We start from the raw sequence: 18,995 nt of genomic DNA, 5'->3' as shown, positions 1-18,995 counted from the left end.
TTGGGGTTATATGGTCAAGTGAAGAAGCGCATACGGTGGATGCCTTGGCAGTCAGAGGCGATGAAAGACGTGGTAGCCTGCGAAAAGCTTCGGGGAGTCGGCAAACAGACTTTGATCCGGAGATGTCTGAATGGGGGAACCCAGCCATCATAAGATGGTTATCTTAAGCTGAATACATAGGCTTAAGAGGCGAACCAGGGGAACTGAAACATCTAAGTACCCTGAGGAAAAGAAATCAACCGAGATTCCCTTAGTAGTGGCGAGCGAACGGGGACTAGCCCTTAAGTGGCTTTGAGATTAGCGGAACGCTCTGGAAAGTGCGGCCATAGTGGGTGATAGCCCTGTACGCGAAAATCTCTTAGTCATGAAATCGAGTAGGACGGAGCACGAGAAACTTTGTCTGAATATGGGGGGACCATCCTCCAAGGCTAAATACTACTGACTGACCGATAGTGAACTAGTACCGTGAGGGAAAGGCGAAAAGAACCCCGGAGAGGGGAGTGAAATAGATCCTGAAACCGTATGCGTACAAGCAGTGGGAGCCCACTTTGTTGGGTGACTGCGTACCTTTTGTATAATGGGTCAGCGACTTATTTTCAGTGGCGAGCTTAACCGAATAGGGGAGGCGTAGCGAAAGCGAGTCTTAATAGGGCGTCTAGTCGCTGGGAATAGACCCGAAACCGGGCGATCTATCCATGGGCAGGTTGAAGGTTGGGTAACACTAACTGGAGGACCGAACCGACTACCGTTGAAAAGTTAGCGGATGACCTGTGGATCGGAGTGAAAGGCTAATCAAGCTCGGAGATAGCTGGTTCTCCTCGAAAGCTATTTAGGTAGCGCCTCATGTATCACTGTAGGGGGTAGAGCACTGTTTCGGCTAGGGGGTCATCCCGACTTACCAAACCGATGCAAACTCCGAATACCTACAAGTGCCGAGCATGGGAGACACACGGCGGGTGCTAACGTCCGTCGTGAAAAGGGAAACAACCCAGACCGTCAGCTAAGGTCCCAAAGTTATGGTTAAGTGGGAAACGATGTGGGAAGGCTTAGACAGCTAGGAGGTTGGCTTAGAAGCAGCCACCCTTTAAAGAAAGCGTAATAGCTCACTAGTCGAGTCGGCCTGCGCGGAAGATGTAACGGGGCTCAAACCATACACCGAAGCTACGGGTATCACTTAGGTGATGCGGTAGAGGAGCGTTCTGTAAGCCTGTGAAGGTGAGTTGAGAAGCTTGCTGGAGGTATCAGAAGTGCGAATGCTGACATGAGTAACGACAATGGGTGTGAAAAACACCCACGCCGAAAGACCAAGGTTTCCTGCGCAACGTTAATCGACGCAGGGTTAGTCGGTCCCTAAGGCGAGGCTGAAAAGCGTAGTCGATGGAAAACAGGTTAATATTCCTGTACTTCTGGTTATTGCGATGGAGGGACGGAGAAGGCTAGGCCAGCTTGGCGTTGGTTGTCCAAGTTTAAGGTGGTAGGCTGGAATCTTAGGTAAATCCGGGATTCTAAGGCCGAGAGCTGATGACGAGTGTTCTTTTAGAACACGAAGTGGTTGATGCCATGCTTCCAAGAAAAGCTTCTAAGCTTCAGGTAACCAGGAACCGTACCCCAAACCGACACAGGTGGTTGGGTAGAGAATACCAAGGCGCTTGAGAGAACTCGGGTGAAGGAACTAGGCAAAATGGCACCGTAACTTCGGGAGAAGGTGCGCCGGTGAGGGTGAAGGACTTGCTCCGTAAGCCCACGCCGGTCGAAGATACCAGGCCGCTGCGACTGTTTATTAAAAACACAGCACTCTGCAAACACGAAAGTGGACGTATAGGGTGTGACGCCTGCCCGGTGCCGGAAGGTTAATTGATGGGGTTAGCTAACGCGAAGCTCTTGATCGAAGCCCCGGTAAACGGCGGCCGTAACTATAACGGTCCTAAGGTAGCGAAATTCCTTGTCGGGTAAGTTCCGACCTGCACGAATGGCGTAACGATGGCGGCGCTGTCTCCACCCGAGACTCAGTGAAATTGAAATCGCTGTGAAGATGCAGTGTATCCGCGGCTAGACGGAAAGACCCCGTGAACCTTTACTATAGCTTTGCACTGGACTTTGAATTTGCTTGTGTAGGATAGGTGGGAGGCTTTGAAGCGTGGACGCCAGTCTGCGTGGAGCCAACCTTGAAATACCACCCTGGCAACTTTGAGGTTCTAACTCAGGTCCGTTATCCGGATCGAGGACAGTGTATGGTGGGTAGTTTGACTGGGGCGGTCTCCTCCTAAAGAGTAACGGAGGAGTACGAAGGTGCGCTCAGACCGGTCGGAAATCGGTCGTAGAGTATAAAGGCAAAAGCGCGCTTGACTGCGAGACAGACACGTCGAGCAGGTACGAAAGTAGGTCTTAGTGATCCGGTGGTTCTGTATGGAAGGGCCATCGCTCAACGGATAAAAGGTACTCCGGGGATAACAGGCTGATACCGCCCAAGAGTTCATATCGACGGCGGTGTTTGGCACCTCGATGTCGGCTCATCACATCCTGGGGCTGAAGCCGGTCCCAAGGGTATGGCTGTTCGCCATTTAAAGTGGTACGCGAGCTGGGTTTAGAACGTCGTGAGACAGTTCGGTCCCTATCTGCCGTGGACGTTTGAGATTTGAGAGGGGCTGCTCCTAGTACGAGAGGACCGGAGTGGACGAACCTCTGGTGTTCCGGTTGTCACGCCAGTGGCATTGCCGGGTAGCTATGTTCGGAATAGATAACCGCTGAAAGCATCTAAGCGGGAAACTAGCCTCAAGATGAGATCTCACTGGGACCTTGAGTCCCCTGAAGGGCCGTCGAAGACTACGACGTTGATAGGTTGGGTGTGTAAGCGCTGTGAGGCGTTGAGCTAACCAATACTAATTGCCCGTGAGGCTTGACCATATAACACCCAAGCAATTTGACTACTTCGAAAGAAGCATCAGATTGCGGTGTGTGAAGACGAAACGAACCGAAAGTTCGAATCTGCTCGAAGCAACGCACAACACCGAAAGCTATCACATACTCAATTTGCTGAAGCGAGGCCCTCTGGCCACGACTCAGTACCCGAATTTCTTGACGACCATAGAGCATTGGAACCACCTGATCCCATCCCGAACTCAGCAGTGAAACGATGCATCGCCGATGGTAGTGTGGGGTTTCCCCATGTGAGAGTAGGTCATCGTCAAGATTAAATTCCGAAACCCCTATCTGCGTATGCAGGTAGGGGTTTTGTTTTTGTCCGCGAGAAAGTCCGGCGCCAACCTGACATATCTTTCATGTTCCAGGGCCGCCATTGGGTGGATTAACCCTGAAGTGGACCCAGGGTTTTGTTAAGGTGCAGCTCGTTTTTCAAGGGACTGATGACACGCCCAGGGACCGGCGGTTAATCCAGTCAAAGAGTTGCCGTAGAAATGCCTGAACCCATCCCCATCAAGGACCACGAGAAAGAAACCCGCCTGGTCAACAAACGGCTAATGGCCTGCGCGCTGCTCGTGGCGGCCATCACTTGCGCCCTGGTGGTGCGCTTGTACATCCTGCAGGTCGTCGAATTTGACTACCACTCGACCATCTCCGAAAACAATCGGGTGCACGTGCTGCCCATCACCCCAACGCGTGGCCTGATCTACGACCGCAATGGGGTGCTGCTGGCCGATAACCGGCCCAGCTACAACCTCACCCTCACCCGTGAGCGCGCCAGCGATGTGAAAGGCGAACTGGATACCCTCATCAGTTTGCTGCACCTGCCTGGCGAAGACCGTGCATTGTTCGACAAGGCGCTGAAACAGATGCGCCATCCTTTTGTCCCCGTCACCCTGTTCTACGAGTTGAGCGAAGAGCAAATCGCCATCCTCGCCGTCAATCAGTTCCGCTTGCCCGGCATCGATGTCGAACCGCAGTTTGTGCGCAACTATCCGCTGGGCGCGCACTTTGCCCACTCCATCGGTTATGTCGGGCGGATCAACGAGAAAGAATCCAAGACCCTGGACTCAGTGGAGTACCGCGGCACCCAGTCGGTCGGCAAGACCGGCATCGAGAAGTTCTACGAGTCCGAGCTGCACGGTCACGTTGGTTACGAAGAGGTCGAGACCAACGCCCAGGGGCGCGTGCTGCGGGTGCTCAAGCACACCGACCCGATTCCCGGGAAGAACATCGTCCTCAGCCTCGACGTCAAACTGCAAGAGGCTGCGGAAGCCGCACTGGGTGACCGGCGCGGTTCGGTGGTCGCTCTCGACCCGGCCACCGGCGAGGTGCTGGCCATGGTCAGCAAGCCGAGTTTCGACCCCAACCTGTTTGTCACCGGCATTAGTTTCAAGCAATACGCCGCGCTGCACGACTCCATCGACCGCCCGTTATTCAACCGCGTGCTGCGCGGCCTGTATGCGCCGGGCTCGACCATCAAGCCAGAGGTGGCGATTGCTGGCCTGGATGCCGGGGTGGTGACGCCACAGACTCGGGTCTTCGATCCGGGCTACTACCAATTGCCCGACTTCGACCACAAATACCGCAACTGGAACCACAGTGGTGACGGCTGGGTCGACATGGACGCGGCGATCATGCGTTCCAACGACACCTACTTCTACGACCTGGCGCATAAGCTGGGCATCGACCGCCTGCACGACTACATGGCCATGTTCGGCCTCGGCGAAAAAGTCTCGCTGGACATGTTCGAAGAGTCAGCCGGTCTGATGCCATCGCCCGCCTGGAAACGTGCTACGCGCCGCCAGGCCTGGTTCCCGGGGGAGACGGTGATCCTCGGCATCGGCCAGGGCTACATGCAGGTCACCCCCCTGCAGCTCGCCCAGGCCACGGCGCTGATCGCCAACAAGGGCGTGTGGAACCGTCCGCACCTGGCCAGGAGCGTCGATGGCATCGCGCCAGTGGACGAACATCCAATGCCCAACATCCTGTTGAAAGACCCGCGCGACTGGGAGCAGGTCAACCACGGCATGCAGATGGTCATGCACGATGCACGCGGCATTGCCCGGGCGGCAGCGGCGGGTGCCCAGTACCGCATCGCCGGCAAGAGCGGCACCGCCCAGGTGGTAGCGATCAAGCAGGGCGAACGTTACAACCGGGCGAAGACCCTGGAGCGCAACCGCGACAACGCCTTGTTCGTCGGTTTTGCCCCGGCCGAACACCCCAAGATCGTAATCTCGGTGATGATCGAAAACGGCGAGGCCGGCGGTCGTGTCGCAGGTCCCGTGGTGCGGCAGATCATGGACGCCTGGCTGCTGGACAACGACGGCCACCTGAAACCGCAATACGCCAGCCCGAGCAAGGCTCATGGCGACCCTCAGGTATGAAGTTGGCCTGCGTGGCACTTGCCAGTTGCTTGACGTTAACGTAAACATAGAAGGCGACGCCGATTGTCCATGGCGCAGGTTTTGCTTGAGGAAAGTGTTGTCCGAGTCATCGGGCAAACTTCCCTTTACTGCCATCTGAACCGGGTGTAGACATTTGCCCATGACTTGCGTGCTTCGTCGCGAGTATGCACATGGCCCGGCGAGGTACTGGGCGGACCGATCCGGAGCGCTTGATGAGCCTTATAAAAACAACAACCGCAAAGCTGCCACACGAAGCCCGGCTCGCCCGGGAGAAACTGCACCTTGAAGGCGAAGTCCCCGATGGCGTGTTACGCGCCGAAATCGATGCTTCATGGCGACGCAGCCTCAGCCACGGTGTGCACTTCAATGGCAAGCATGAACTGGCGCTGGAATCGAGCGCGAGCCTGGACCTGCTGTTGGCCAGCAATCGGCTGCTGATCGACGCGGCCCTGCCAGCCATCGATTACCTGGCCGAACGCCAGGGCAAGGAAGGGCTGATTATCCTCGCCAACTCCGATGCCACCATCCTTGCGGTCGAAGGCCGCGCCGATCGCCTCAAGGGCAGCGGTCTGCAGGACATCACCCTCGGTGCCTGCTGGAGCGAAGCCGTTCGTGGCACCAACGCGCTGGGTACCGCCCTGGTGGAAGCGCGACCGACGCTGATCGATTGCGGCGAACACTACCTCGATCGCCTGAGCGATTTCTCCTGCACCTCCGTGCCCATTCGTTGTCCCCACGGCGACATCCTCGGCGTACTCGACCTGACCCGCGAAGGTCCGCTGGGCCGCGCCCACGACAGCAGCGCGCTGCTGGCCATGGCTGTCAGCCAGATCGAAAGCCGGGTGTTCAACGCCAGTTATCCGGACGAAATCGTCCTGGCTTTCCACAGTCGCCGGCAATACCTCGAATCCCCCTGGCAAGGCTTGCTGGCCGTGAGCCTGGGCGGGCAGATCCTCGCAGTCAGCGGCCAGGCCTGCCAGTTGCTGCACGCCGAGCGTTCGGCGCTGGTCGGACGACGCTGCGAAGAGTTTCTTGGGGTCGACGGCTTGCAACTGCTGGCGCGTCTGCAGCAGGGCGGTGTCGGCAGCCTGCAAACGGCCAAGGGCGAGTTCTTCTACAAAACCCTGCGCGCCCCCCAGCGTTCGATCAACCTCAGCACGCCCGCGCGCAGCAGCGCAAAACCGCTCAAGGCGCCAGTGGAGCTCGAAGCCCTGGCCGGCAACAATCCGCGTTATGCCCGCGCTTTGCGCATGGCCCGCCAGGGCCTGGCCAATCAATTGCCAGTGTTGCTGCTGGGAGAGACCGGCACCGGCAAGGAAGTCATCGCCCGCGCCCTGCACCTGGCCGGCGCCCGTTGTGACAAACCTTTCGTCGCGGTGAATTGCGCGGCGATCCCCGAAGGCCTGATCGAGTCGGAACTGTTCGGCTACCGCGAAGGCGCATTCACTGGTTCGCGGCGTGGCGGCATGGTCGGGCGCCTGCAGCAGGCCCATGGCGGCACCCTGTTTCTCGATGAAATCGGCGACATGCCCCTGGCCTTGCAGGCACGTCTGTTGCGCGTGCTGCAGGATCGCAAGGTGGCGCCGTTGGGTGCCGGTGAAGAACAGGACATCGACGTCGCGCTGATCTGCGCCACCCACCGCGACCTCAAGCGCCTGGTGGAAGACAAACATTTTCGCGAGGACCTGTTTTACCGGGTCAACGGCATCAGCGTGATGCTCCCGGCCTTGCGTGAGCGCGAGGACTTCAGCGCTTTGCTCGCCCGCCTGCTGGTCAAGCTGGAGGCTCCGGCGGTCGTTCTGCATGACGACTTGAACCGCTTGCTCGGTGGCTACCATTGGCCTGGCAACATCCGCCAACTGGAAATGGTCCTGCGCACCGCGTTGGCCATGCGCGAGCCGGGGGACAGCGTACTGACCCTGGATCACCTGCCCGACAGCATGCTCGACGAATTGAACGCCAGCGAACGCCCGCAGGCGGGCAGCATCCGCGAGAACGAACTGGAACTGATTCGTCAGTCCCTGGACAGCCACCAGGGTAATGTCTCGGCCGCCGCCGACGCCTTGGGCATCAGTCGCGCGACCCTGTACCGCAAGCTTAAACAGTTGCGCAGCTGATGCGGCGCTGGATTGTCAGGCTGGTCGACAGCCCCAACCCCCAGGCACTGGACGCCGCGCTGGCCTGGCTCTACAGCTTCGTGCGGCCGCACCGGTTGGCGATCGGCGGGTTGTTGGGGTTGTCGATGTGCGCCTCGCTGCTGGTCCTGGTGCAGCCCTGGCTCACCAAGCTGCTGATCGATGACGGCTTGCTGGCCCGGGACTTTTCCATGCTGGTGCTGATCGCCGCGCTGATGATTGGCGCGGGATTGCTTGGCACGGCACTGTCGGGGATCAACCGTTACCTGCACACCCGACTCTCGGGGCGGATTCTATTTTCCCTGCGTGACGACCTGTACCGGCACCTGCAAACCCTGTCGCCGGGATTCTACGGGCAACGGCGGATCGGCGACCTGATGTCGCGCCTGGATGGCGACGTGGCCGAGATCCAGCGCTTTGCCGTGGACTCGCTGTTCTCGGCGGTATCCAGCGTGATCGGCCTGGTCTGCGCGGTGGCCATGCTGCTGACCCTGTCGTGGAAACTGTCGTTGCTCGCGTTGATCCTGATTCCCCTCGACGTGCTCTGGTTGCGCTGGATGCGGCGCAAGGTCGAACGGGATGTGCGGCAGTTGCGCGAGCGCTCGGCGGACATGTCCTCGTTCATGGTCGAGACCCTGCCGGTGATGAAATTCATCCAGTCCGCCGGCCAGCAACAGCGCGAAGCGCGACGCCTGGAATCCCTGGGCCATGGTTACATGAGCCAGTTGCTGCGCCTGCAAATCACCGAGTTCTTCACCCAGGCGGTGCCGGGCACCCTGACCTCCTTGTCACGCGCCTGCGCCTTCCTGATCGGTGGCTACTGGGTGGTGCAGGGCACTTGGCAGTTGGGGGCATTGATCGCCTTTTCCACCTACCTGGGCATGGCCGTCGGGCCAGTCCAGAGCTTGTTGGGCTTGTACGTGGCGATCCAGCGCATGACCGTCAGCCTCGGCCGGGTGATGGAGCTGCGGGGCGAAACGCCGAGCGTGCTGAGCCCGCTCACACCACAACCGATGCCGACCTGCGGTGAACTGCGTTTCGACAACGTGCACTTCAGCCACCCCGGCCGCCCGAGCACCTTGCGCGGTATCCAGGCACGCATTCCCTACGGCTTGAAGGTTGCCTTGAGCGGTGGCTCCGGCGTCGGCAAGTCGACCCTGATCGACCTGCTGCAACGTCATCACGATCCGCAGTCCGGTCGGGTACTGCTGGGGGAGGTCGATCTGCGGGAGCTGGACCTGTTCCAATTGCGCCGGCGGATTGCCGTGGTCAGCCAGGACATCGTGCTGTTTCGCGGCAGCCTGGCCGACAACCTGGCCTACGCGGTGCCGGACGCCAGCCGCCAGGCGATTGCCGAAGTGGCTCGGCTGGCGCAACTCCAGAGCCTGATCGAGTCGTTGCCCGAAGGCCTCGACAGCCCATTGGGCGAGCGCGGCCAGCAGCTCTCGGGTGGGCAGAAACAGCGGATCGCGATTGCCCGCGCCTTGTTGCAGGACCCCTTGATCCTGGTGCTGGACGAAGCCACCTCGGCGGTGGATGAAACCACCGAGCGCGAGGTTATCGAAGCCATCGACCGACTGTTTGCCGGGCGCACGCGGATCCTGATCAGCCACCGTCCCTCGACCCTGGCCGATGCCGATTTACGCTTTGAATTGCTCGACGGCCTACTCATTGCAAAAACGGTGCTGCATGAAGCCTGAACTGCTGGTCGGTTTGGTCGACAGCGGCCACTCGGCGGCGCAGCAGCCGCTGGTGGTTGCGCGAAGACGTTTCTCCCTGCTGGACGATGGGCTGGCCGAAGGCGCGCTGTGTGACGATCCGCTGGGCCATGGCAGCGCGGTGCTCGAGGCCATCGGCCGGCGCGCGCCCGCAGCGCGGTTTTGTGTGGCCCAGGTGTTTGACCAGCGCGGGGTCACCAGCGCCTTGCAGATCGCCACCGCGATCGATTGGCTGGTGGCGCAGGACGTTCGCCTGATCAATCTGAGCCTCGGCCTGCGTCAGGATCGCAGCCTGTTGCGCCAAGCCTGCGCCGCGGCGCTGGCCCGCGGCGTGTTGCTTTGCGCCTCCAGCCCGGCGCAAGGCGAGGGGGTGTTTCCAGCCAATTATCCACAGGTGCTGCGGGTCACTGGCGATGCCCGTTGTGCCGAGTCGCAATGGTCGTGGCTCAACAGTGCCCAGGCGGATTTCGCCGCGTGCGTGCAGGGCACCCACCCAGGACAGTCGGGTGCCAGCCTCGGTTGTGCGGCGCTAAGCGGGCACATTGCCGCGTTCCTGCTGGCCCAGCCCCAGGCCAGCAATGAGCAGGTCATCCAGTGGCTACAGGACAACGCCCACTATCGTGGCCCAGAACGGCGGAGTGGCCCATGAACGCGCTGCTGATCCTCGGTGCCGGGCCGGCCGGTGCGGCTACTGCGCTGGGCCTGCGCCGGCTGGGTTATCCAGTGACGCTGGTCAGCGAATGGCGGCGCTTTGCGGCACTCGAAGGGGTTTCCCTGCGGGTGCTGGAAGCCTTGCGTGGCGCCGGGCTGGAACAGGCGCTGGCGCAGGGCGCACTGGCGTCCCAGCGACAGGTGTCGTGGAACGGTCAGCAGCATGCGCAGAATATCGAGTACCTGCTGGACCGCCCGAGCTTTGACCGCGGCTTGCGTGAGGACCTGCGCCGAGCGGGCGTCGAGGTCATCGAAGGCCGGGTGCTGAACGTTCAGTCGAGCGCATCGGGACATAGGATCGAGGTCCAAGGGCGTGAGCCGCTACTGGCGGATTTCCTCATCGAGGCTCGGGGGCGCCAGTCCCCGGCGCTCGGCAAAGGCCTGCGCGGACCGGAAACTGTCAGCCTGCTCAATCGCTGGCAGGGCACGCCGGGCAGTACCGCCAGTGCGGTGGAAAGCCTGGAGCAGGGCTGGGCATGGATGGCCCGGCGGGCTGACGGTCAGTGTTATTGGCAATGGACGGTGGACGTGGCCAGCGCCACATTGCCGGCCAAGGCACTGTTGCTCGACTACTGTCGCCAGCGGCGCGAGGCTTCGGCACTGACCCGGGATTTTTTTGCCGATGCAGCGCAACTCGACGTGCAGCTGCATGCCCGCAGCAGCACCGCCATATTGTCCTCGCAGGTGTGTGGCGACAACTGGATCCGGGTCGGTGATGCGGCGATGGCCGTGGACCCGCTGTCGGGCAACGGTATTTTCCAGTCCCTGTCATCGGCCCTGCAGGCCCCGGTGGTGATCAATACCCTGCTGCGCAAACCCGAGCGGGCGGCGCTGGCCCAGGGATTTCACCGGATGCGGGTGGAACAATTGTTCCTGCGGTTTGCACGGATCGGCCGGGACTTTTATGTCGATGAACAGCGCTGGCCGCAACAGCCGTTCTGGCAGGCTCGCCGGCAGTGGCCAGACAGCCAAGTGGCACACGCCGAAGCAGACTTTGCCGCGCTGCGGATTGAGCGGGCACCGGTGCTCAAGGACGGCTTTGTCGATGAGGCCGAGGTGGTGATCACCGCAGACCAGCCATTGGGGATCTGGCATGTGCACGGAGTGGAGCTGGCGCCGTTGCTGCGGCGGTTGCGTAGTCAGCCCGCCGCAGAGGCGCTGGCAGGGCTGACGGCAGAACAGGGAACATTGATCAGGCGCTGGTTGTTGACGCAAGGCTACCAGCCCTGAAATGGGTGCTGACTGGGCGGGTCTATTCGCCAGCAAGCAAGCTCCCACAAGGGGGATCGATCACACATCCCCGGTGGGAGCTTGCTCGCGATAGCGCTACAGCTTGATCAACACCGACTTCAATTCGGTGTAATGCTCGATCGCCGCATACCCCATTTCCCGACCCACACCGGACATCTTGTAGCCACCAAAGGGCAGCGCCGGGTCGAGGGCGCTATGGCAGTTGACCCAGACTGAGCCGGACTTGATCCGCGGAATCATCCGGTGCACCGCTGCCAGGTCGTTGGACCAGATGCTCGCCCCCAGCCCATAAGGACTGTCATTGGCCATGCGCAAAACCTTGGCTTCGTCATCGAACGGAATCGCCACCAGCACTGGCCCGAAAATTTCCTCCTGGACCAGCGAGTGCTGTTGGTCGACGTCGACAATCACCGTTGGCTTGACGAAAAACCCAGGTCCGAACTGTTCCCCGCCACAGGCAATGGTCGCGCCGCTTTCCCGGCCCATGTCGATGTAGTTGCTGACGCGTTGCTGTTGCCGCGCGGAGATCAACGGGCCCATCTCGACACTCGGGTCCAGGCCATTGCCCAGCTTCATCGCATTGGCAATGCCGGCGATGTCAGCCACTACATTGTCGAAATGCTTACGCTGCACATAAAGCCTGGAACCGGCGCAGCAGACCTGGCCCTGGTTGAAGAAAATCGCGCTGGCAGCACCCGCTGCGGCACTCGCCAGGTCGGCGTCGGCCATGACAATGGTCGGTGATTTGCCACCCAGTTCCAGGGTCACGCGGGTCATGGTGTCCATGGCGATCTTGCCGATCTGTATGCCCACCGCGGTGGATCCGGTGAAGGTCAGCTTGTCCACCAGCGGGTTGTGGGTCAGGGCGGAGCCTGCGGTGATGCCGGTGCCGGTGACCACGTTGAACACCCCGCTGGGGTAGCCGGCTTCGAGTACCAGTTCTGCCAGCTTGAGTGCGCTCAGCGGGGTTTCGTCCGCGGGCTTCAACACCACGGTGCAGCCGGTGGCCAGGGCTGGACCGAGTTTCCAGCAGGCCAGCAGCAGCGGGAAGTTCCAGGCGACAATGGCGCCAACCACGCCCACCGCTTCCCGCCGGATGAAACTGTGGAACTGCTCATCGGGCATCAAAGGCAGCGAGACTTCGACGCTGGAGCCTTCGATCTTGGTGGCCCAGCCGGCCATGTAGCGCAGGAAGTCGATGGACAATTGCACGTCCATGACCTGGGCCACCGCGGCACTCTTGCCGTTGTTCAGGCATTCAAGTTGCGCCAGCACCTGCGCGTCGCGCTCCATCAGGTCGGCGAGCTTCCACAGCAGGTTCTGCCGCTCGCGCGGGCGGGTGCGGGTCCAGGCCGAATCATCAAACGCCTGGCGGGCAGCGAGCACCGCCCGATCGACGTCGTCCGGGGTGGCCTTGGGCACGACGCACAGGACCTCGCCGGTGGCTGGGTTGTGCAAGGGCATGGTCTGGCCGTCGGCGGCCTCGACCCATTCGGCGCCGATCAGCATGCGCGGGGCGCGCTGGATGAACGCCGAAACGGCGGGAAGCGGAGTGGGGAGCGACATGATGGAGCCTCGTCTTATTCGTGTGCCGAGGCTGATCGCAACCCTTGTGCCAGTTTGCCCGGGGCCTGTATTCAGAGGCTCTTGCGGCGAAAGAGCTGGGCTTTAGCGAGTGCTGATGTCGCAGATTGCGACAATTTTTGAGACGCACCGCTGAGACGGGCGGCGCTTCGCCTGACAAAACTGATCGTCCCTCAGGTTCATCGCGGGCAAGTCTTGCTCCTACACCGGTAGTCCGCTCTCATCGCCCCGCCATGCGATCAATCACCGCCCACAACTGCGGGTCGTTGAAGTCTTCGATCACCAGGTGCGCCCCTGCGGCCAGCAGCGTTTCGCGGCGCTGACTGGTCACCAGGCCCACGGTAAAGATCCCGGCCTTTACCGCTGCCGTCAGGCCGGGGATCGAGTCCTCGAATGCCAGGCTCACCTCGGCGCTGGCCTGCAAGCGCTCCAGGCCGGTCAGGTAGGGCAGGGGGTCGGGCTTGGCGCGGGGCAGTTCTTCGGCAACCACTACATGCTCGAAGCGCTCGCGCAGAGCCAATGCCTGCAACATGTGCTCGGCATTCGCTCGTGGTGCATTGGTCACTACCGCCACGCCGATGGCCTGCTCCTGGGCAAAATCCAGTAAGCGTACCAGCCCGGCAATCGGCGTCAGGTGCGCTGACAACTGGCGAAAGCGCTGCTCCTTGCGATCAGCAAAGGCTTCGTGCTCGGCCACCGAGCGTTCGGGGAACAGGTAGCGGCACATGGCGGCATTGGCCTGGCCGCTGACATGAGCTTCGAACTCGGCTTTGGTAAACATCCGGCCGTCCTCCTCCAGCAACAACTGTTGCATCGCCTGCAAGTGCAGCGCGTCGGTGTCGGTGAGGGTGCCGTCGAGGTCGAAGAGCAAAGCATTGAGCATGGCGCAGTTCCCGTAGCTGAAGCGGTTAAGCGGATAGCTGGTCATCCTATACGAGGAACACTCACCTATGCTCGTCTCAGCCTGCAACAGTTGTCGCGAAATTAAACGCCGGGCACCTCAGTGGTTGCCGGAATTACCCGGGTGTTTACCAGCAAAGCATTGATTCAATGAACTATTCATAAGCTGGCACGCTCCGTGTATTGGTCCTTGGTAGACGTTTCTCTTGCCTTCGTCAGCGGCATGTTCGCTGGCGGTAGAAACCATAAAAACGACCGTTCAAAAAAATAAGAAAGCACCGTGCGAGGTTCGACGTTGATGAAGAGAAAACTCCGATCAGGCATGAGCGCCAGTCTCCTGGCGCTTGCCGCGTGTGCCGCCCTGCATGCTCCGCAAAGCATGGCCGCGCGTGACGCCCAGACCATCCTCAAGGAGACCTGCCAGGGCTGTCATACCCCTGAAGCCGAGAACGCCTTGAGCCGTATCAGCCACCAACGCAAGACTCCGGAGGGCTGGCTGATGAGCATCGCGCGCATGCAGGTCATGCACGGCCTGCAGATCAGCGATGACGACCGCCGGACCCTGGTCAAATACCTGGCCGATACCCAGGGCCTGGCGCCGAGCGAGACCGATGGCGTGCGTTATGCCCTGGAACGGCGGCTCAACACCGTCGAGCAATTCGACGAGCAGACCAGCCAGATGTGCGGCCGCTGCCACTCCGGTGCGCGGGTTGCCCTGCAGCGTCGCCCGGCCGAGGAGTGGGAGCGCCTGGTGAACTTCCACCTCGGTCAATGGCCGTCGCTGGAATACCAGGCGCTGTCTCGCGACCGCGACTGGTTCGACCTGGCCCGCAAGGAGATGGTGCCGCTGTTGGCCAAGCGCTATCGACTGGATAACCCGGCCTGGAAAACCTGGCAGCAAACCGCGCCCAAGGCCCAGGCGCTGGTGGGCGACTGGAGCTTCAGCGGGCACCTGCCGGGCAAGGGGGAGCTGGCCGGGATCATGCGCGTCAGCGCCGACGGCGACGATACCTTCAAGGTCAGCGTCAAGGGTCAATACGCCGACGGCACAGCTTTCAACGGCGACGGCAGCGCGATCCTCTACAGCGGCTACGAATGGCGCGGCAACGTGACCGTCGACGGCGTAGTGATGCGCCAGGTGTTCGCCGCCAAAGACAACGAACTGCAAGGCCGGATGTTCGAGGCCGAGCATGATGAACGTGGGCTCGACTTCCTCGCCGCCAAACAGGGCAGCAGCCGTTTGCTGGCAGTGCAGCCGGGCTACCTGAAGGCCGGCAGCGAAGCCGAAGTGACCCTGATCGGCAGCGGCCTGCAAGGCCAGCCGGACTTCGGTAAAGGCGTCGAGGTGCTCCAAGTCATCAGCCAGAGCCCCGAGCAGATCAAGGTCCGCCTCAAGGCCGCCGCCGATGCCCAGCCGGGCGTGCGTGCCGTGACCTTGGGCAGCTTGAAAGGCCCGAGCCTGTCGGTCTACCAGCAGATTGCCGAGGTCAAGGTGGTGCCTGAATTCTCGGTGGCCCGGATCGGTGATGGCGGGGGTTCGACGCCCAAGGTCCAGGGGCGTTTCGACGCCGAAGCCTGGGGCAAGGGCGCGGACGGCAAGCTCTATCGCATTGGCATAGTCCCGGCGCAGTGGAAAGTCGAAGCCTTCGACGACCGCGCCAGGGAAGACGAAGACGTCAAGTTTGCCGGCACCATGCAGGCGGACAGTGGCGTATTCACCCCGGGCGATGCCGGGCCGAATCCGGCACGCAAGATGTCCACCAACAATGCCGGCAACCTCAAGGTGATTGCCGCCGTCGACGACGCAGGAAAATCCCTGACCGGCGAAGGCCACATGATTGTCACCGTGCAACGCTGGAACAACCCACCCATTCCGTGAGGCCGCTGAACCCGCAGTTTTCAGAGACTTTTTTGGAATGAACGCAGGCCCCGCCAAAGGGGTTTGCACAGGAGGTTTGCCATGGGCGCTATCTTGAATCTGGTCGAACGCAACCTGCACGAAGTGCAGGTGGATGCCGACCGCATGCTGTTTCACATTCCCAGCAGTTCGCTGTTCGCCAGCGATGCCCTGACCGGCAGCATCATTGATGCCCTGCGCGGTCACGGCTGTTCCAGCGCCGAGTTGATCCAGCGCCTGGCCAGCCAGTTCGGTGGCGAGGAAATCCACGAAACCCTGCGCGAGCTGATGGCCCTGGAACTGGTCAGCGACGGCTCGCCGCTGACCCCGGACATCGCCGCCAAACGGGTCGAGCGCACCGCCATCAACACCGTGGTGCTCAACGTCAACACCGGCTGCAACCTGAGCTGCACCTACTGCTACAAGGAAGACCTCGACAAGCCCTCGGCCGGCAAGAAGATGGAGGTCGAGACCGCCATCGCCTCGGTGGAAATGCTCCTGCGCGAATCCCCCGATGAAGAGCGGTTTACCGTGGTGTTCTTCGGCGGCGAACCACTGAGCAACCGCAAGCTGATCGAGTACATGGTCGACTATTGTGAAAAGCGCTTTGCCGAGGCGGGCAAATTCGTCGAATTCGTCATGACCACCAACGCCACGCTGCTCACCGAGGACACGGTGGACTACCTCAACGCCCACCGCTTTGGCTTGTCGGTGAGCATCGACGGGCCGAAGACCGTGCACGACCGCAACCGCATCACCGTGGGCGGGCAGGGCACCTATGACGTGGTGCGGCGCAAGGCCGAGATGTTGTTGTCGCGCTACAACAGTCGCCCGGTCGGCGCCCGCGTGACCCTGACCACCGGCGTCACCGACGTTGAAACCATCTGGGATCACCTGTTCAACGAACTGGGTTTTGCCGAAGTCGGCTTTGCCCCGGTGACCTCCGGCGATATCAGCACCTTCAACCTGTCCAGCGACGAATTGATCGAAGTCTTCGCCAGTATGAAACGGCTCGGTCGGCGCTACCTGGAGGCCGCGCTGGAACACCGCAACATCGGTTTCTCCAACCTGCACCAGTTGATCACCGACATCCACGAGGGCCACAAGAAAGCCCTGCCGTGTGGCGCCGGGCTGAAGATGCTGGCGGTCGACCACAAGGGCGAACTCAACCTGTGCCACCGTTTCACCGGTTCGTCATTGCCGACGTTTGGCAACGTCCACAGCGGGGTCAAGCAGGTGGAGTTGAACGACTTCCTGTCCCAGCGCCTGGACCGCAGCAACACCGGCTGCGAGGACTGCCAGATCCGCAACCTGTGCTCCGGCGGCTGCTACCACGAAAGCTACGCCCGTTACGGCGACCCGACGCACCCGACCTATCACTACTGCGAACTGATGCGTGACTGGGTCGACTTCGGCATCGAGGTCTACACCCGGATCATGGCTCACAACCCTGCGTTCATCAGCAGTTACATCACTCCGCGCAAGGCTCACTGATATGAAACATCTCAAGCCCATCAATAACAAAGCGTTGAAGCTGGATCAGGCCGCGGATGAAAACCGCATCGAAGAAGTGGTGGCCATGAGTTCGGTCGCCGGGTGCGCCTCGACCACCGACCCGGGTTGGGAAATCGATGCCTTTGGCGGCGTGTCGTCGTTGTGCCAACCGATGGAGGCCGACCTCTATGGCTGCTCGGACCCGTGCTGGTGGCCGGCCCAAGTGCCCGACATGATGAGCACCTACCCGGACTGGAACAAGGATGCCCAGGCCTCCAACGACAACTGGCGCAACCTCGGCACTGTCTTCCCCAAAGACAAGTAATCGGACAAGAAGAAGGATTCCAGCATGCTTCGTACCAAAGCCTGCGGCCTGGCCGCTTTCGCCTTCCTGGGCAGTTTTTCGCTCAGTGTTCTGGCCGATGAAAACCTGGCGCTCAACGCCGGTCACGAATACATGGTGACCACCAATTACCCCAACAACCTGCACGTCATCGACCTGCAGACCGACACCCTGTACAAGTCCTGCAAGCTGCCCGATGCCTTTGGACCGGGGACCATCCAGCTGTCGCCGGATCGCAAGACCGCCTACGTGCTCAACAACCACTATGCGGATGTCTATGGCATCGAGCTGGACAGCTGCAAGCAGGTATTCCACGCCAGCATCACCCAGCAACCGGGGGAGAAGGCCCGCTCGATGTTTGCCTTTACCGTCAGCCACGACGGCAAGGAGCTCTACACCATCGCCAACCCGACGCGGATGCTCAACGACCGCTACGAAGTGCAGGCGCCCCGCCTGGATGTCTACGCCACCGACGCCGGTGCCAGCGCCAAGCCGGTGCGCAGTTTCCCGGCGCCTCGCCAGCTGACCATCATGCAGAGTGGCGACGACGGCACCCTGTATGTGGCCGGTGCGGATGTCTACAAGGTCAATGTGCAGACCGGCAAGTTCGACGTGCTGATCCCCAGCCGACACTGGAAACGCCCCAACTACAGCGCGCCGGACGTGCTCTACGTGTGGAACCAGCAGACCTATCGCCATGACTTCTCGCTGCTCTACACCGCAGCGAAATTCAAGGACAAGAAACAGGACCCGGCCACCGCCGAGTACCTCTACGGCCTGTTCAGCGTCGACCTGAAGACCGGCAAGACCGAGACCACCGACTTCGGCCCGCTGACCGAAATCTACTTCAGTGGCATGCGCTCGCCCAAGGACCCCAACCTGATGTTCGGCGTGCTCAATCGCCTGGCCAAGTACGACATCAAGCAGAAGAAGCTGATTCAGGCGGCGACCCTGGACCACTCCTACTACTGCATTTCCTTCAACAAGGCTGGCAGCAAGATCTACCTGGCCGGGACCTTCAACGACGTGGCGATCTTCGACCCGGAGACCATGCAGCAGATCGGCAACATCAAGCTGCCGGGCGGCGACATGGCGATCACCACGGCGCAGGTCTTTACCCGGTAGACGGGCTCATGCTCTTGACGTGAAACATCAGTGGCCCTTTAAACCCCGGCAGGCGGTTTTTAAAGGGCCACTGGTGGCCTGGGCCCATCCAGCGGTCAGGAACGCACCGGGCAACTGAGGTCGCCTTCCTGGCAGTCGAGGTAGCCCTTGAGTGTCTCGGCGCGTTTTTGCGTCAGGTCCGCCAGGCATTGGTTGTGGATCAGCGGGTAAATGCTACCGCCCTCGACCCCGGACGCAGCAAAGGTGCACTCGGCATCACGGAACGCCAACCACGCGCGTTGCGCCATCAGCAGGTTTTTTTTGCCTTGCGGGTTGTCCTTCAGATGGCCATTGATCTGTTGGTACAGCGTGTTGAGCCGGGCGTCGGCCTGTTTGTATTGCCTGGCCGCGCACTCATTCAGCGTGCTCTGGTTGCTGGCGTTGGCGCAGTCATCGGCCTGCACGCCAGTGGCAGCCAATAGCGGCAGGAGGCTTAGAAGTAAAACGGTACGCATGGGAAAACTCGCTGGC

General features: G+C 61.0%; 12 protein-coding genes and 2 rRNA genes. 11 read left to right on the top strand and 3 right to left on the bottom strand.

Annotated features, from left to right (window positions below):
* Positions 1-12 precede the first annotated feature (12 nt).
* From PspS04_RS19180 to qhpG, 7 genes are all read left to right on the top strand, one after another.
* Positions 13-2,904: ribosomal RNA gene (locus PspS04_RS19180) — 23S ribosomal RNA — on the top strand.
* A 170-nt stretch (positions 2,905-3,074) separates the two neighbouring features.
* A 5S ribosomal RNA gene (gene rrf / locus PspS04_RS19175) occupies positions 3,075-3,190 on the top strand.
* A gap of 223 nt (positions 3,191-3,413) precedes the next feature.
* Positions 3,414-5,306, top strand: coding sequence for a penicillin-binding protein 2 (mrdA, locus tag PspS04_RS19170; protein ID WP_159997206.1), 1,893 nt, complete (start codon positions 3,414-3,416; stop codon positions 5,304-5,306).
* A 233-nt stretch (positions 5,307-5,539) separates the two neighbouring features.
* Positions 5,540-7,444 carry a sigma-54-dependent Fis family transcriptional regulator gene (locus tag PspS04_RS19165; RefSeq protein ID WP_095165628.1) on the top strand — a complete coding sequence of 635 codons (1,905 nt, stop codon included), beginning with the start codon at positions 5,540-5,542 and terminating at the stop codon, positions 7,442-7,444.
* Positions 7,444-9,162, top strand: coding sequence for an ABC transporter ATP-binding protein (locus PspS04_RS19160; protein WP_095165627.1), 1,719 nt, complete (start codon positions 7,444-7,446; stop codon positions 9,160-9,162). Before PspS04_RS19165 ends, PspS04_RS19160 begins: the two co-directional genes overlap by 1 nt.
* On the top strand, positions 9,152-9,829 hold the full coding sequence (qhpE, locus tag PspS04_RS19155; RefSeq protein ID WP_159997204.1) for a subtilisin-like serine protease QhpE: 678 nt from the start codon (positions 9,152-9,154) through the stop codon (positions 9,827-9,829). Before PspS04_RS19160 ends, qhpE begins: the two co-directional genes overlap by 11 nt.
* Positions 9,826-11,121 (top strand): flavin-dependent monooxygenase QhpG, encoded by a 1,296-nt coding sequence (gene qhpG / locus PspS04_RS19150; RefSeq protein ID WP_159997202.1) that lies wholly within the window; start codon positions 9,826-9,828, stop codon positions 11,119-11,121. Before qhpE ends, qhpG begins: the two co-directional genes overlap by 4 nt.
* Positions 11,122-11,217: 96 nt before the next feature.
* Here qhpG and PspS04_RS19145 read toward each other — a convergent pair whose 3' ends face one another.
* A complete protein-coding gene (locus PspS04_RS19145) occupies positions 11,218-12,708 on the bottom strand; it encodes an aldehyde dehydrogenase family protein (protein ID WP_159997200.1) in 1,491 nt (496 codons plus the stop codon).
* A gap of 238 nt (positions 12,709-12,946) precedes the next feature.
* A complete protein-coding gene (locus PspS04_RS19140; protein ID WP_159997198.1) occupies positions 12,947-13,609 on the bottom strand; it encodes an HAD family hydrolase in 663 nt (220 codons plus the stop codon).
* Between the two features lie 315 nt (positions 13,610-13,924).
* Here PspS04_RS19140 and peaA point away from each other — a divergent pair, with 315 nt between their 5' ends.
* From peaA to peaD, 4 genes are all read left to right on the top strand, one after another.
* Positions 13,925-15,505, top strand: coding sequence for a quinohemoprotein amine dehydrogenase subunit alpha (peaA, locus tag PspS04_RS19135; RefSeq protein WP_159997196.1), 1,581 nt, complete (start codon positions 13,925-13,927; stop codon positions 15,503-15,505).
* 81 nt (positions 15,506-15,586) lie between these two features.
* Positions 15,587-17,017: a quinohemoprotein amine dehydrogenase maturation protein gene (gene peaB, locus PspS04_RS19130; protein WP_095165622.1), complete on the top strand. Its 1,431-nt coding sequence runs from the start codon at positions 15,587-15,589 to the stop codon at positions 17,015-17,017.
* A 1-nt stretch (position 17,018) separates the two neighbouring features.
* Positions 17,019-17,342 (top strand): quinohemoprotein amine dehydrogenase subunit gamma, encoded by a 324-nt coding sequence (qhpC, locus tag PspS04_RS19125; protein WP_095165620.1) that lies wholly within the window; start codon positions 17,019-17,021, stop codon positions 17,340-17,342.
* Between the two features lie 24 nt (positions 17,343-17,366).
* Entirely contained in the window at positions 17,367-18,485 is a 1,119-nt protein-coding gene (peaD, locus tag PspS04_RS19120; RefSeq protein WP_159997194.1) for a quinohemoprotein amine dehydrogenase subunit beta, read from the top strand.
* 95 nt (positions 18,486-18,580) lie between these two features.
* On the opposite strand, the gene PspS04_RS19115 is transcribed toward peaD, so the two are convergent.
* On the bottom strand, positions 18,581-18,979 hold the full coding sequence (locus PspS04_RS19115) for a lysozyme inhibitor LprI family protein (RefSeq protein WP_159997192.1): 399 nt from the start codon (positions 18,977-18,979) through the stop codon (positions 18,581-18,583).
* Positions 18,980-18,995: the final 16 nt, after the last annotated feature.

The sequence above is a fragment of the Pseudomonas sp. S04 genome (assembly GCF_009834545.1).
In the GTDB taxonomy this organism is placed as follows: domain Bacteria; phylum Pseudomonadota; class Gammaproteobacteria; order Pseudomonadales; family Pseudomonadaceae; genus Aquipseudomonas.
The sequence above is the reverse complement of the archived record's forward strand: the minus strand, read 5'-3'. Positions and strand labels throughout refer to the sequence as shown.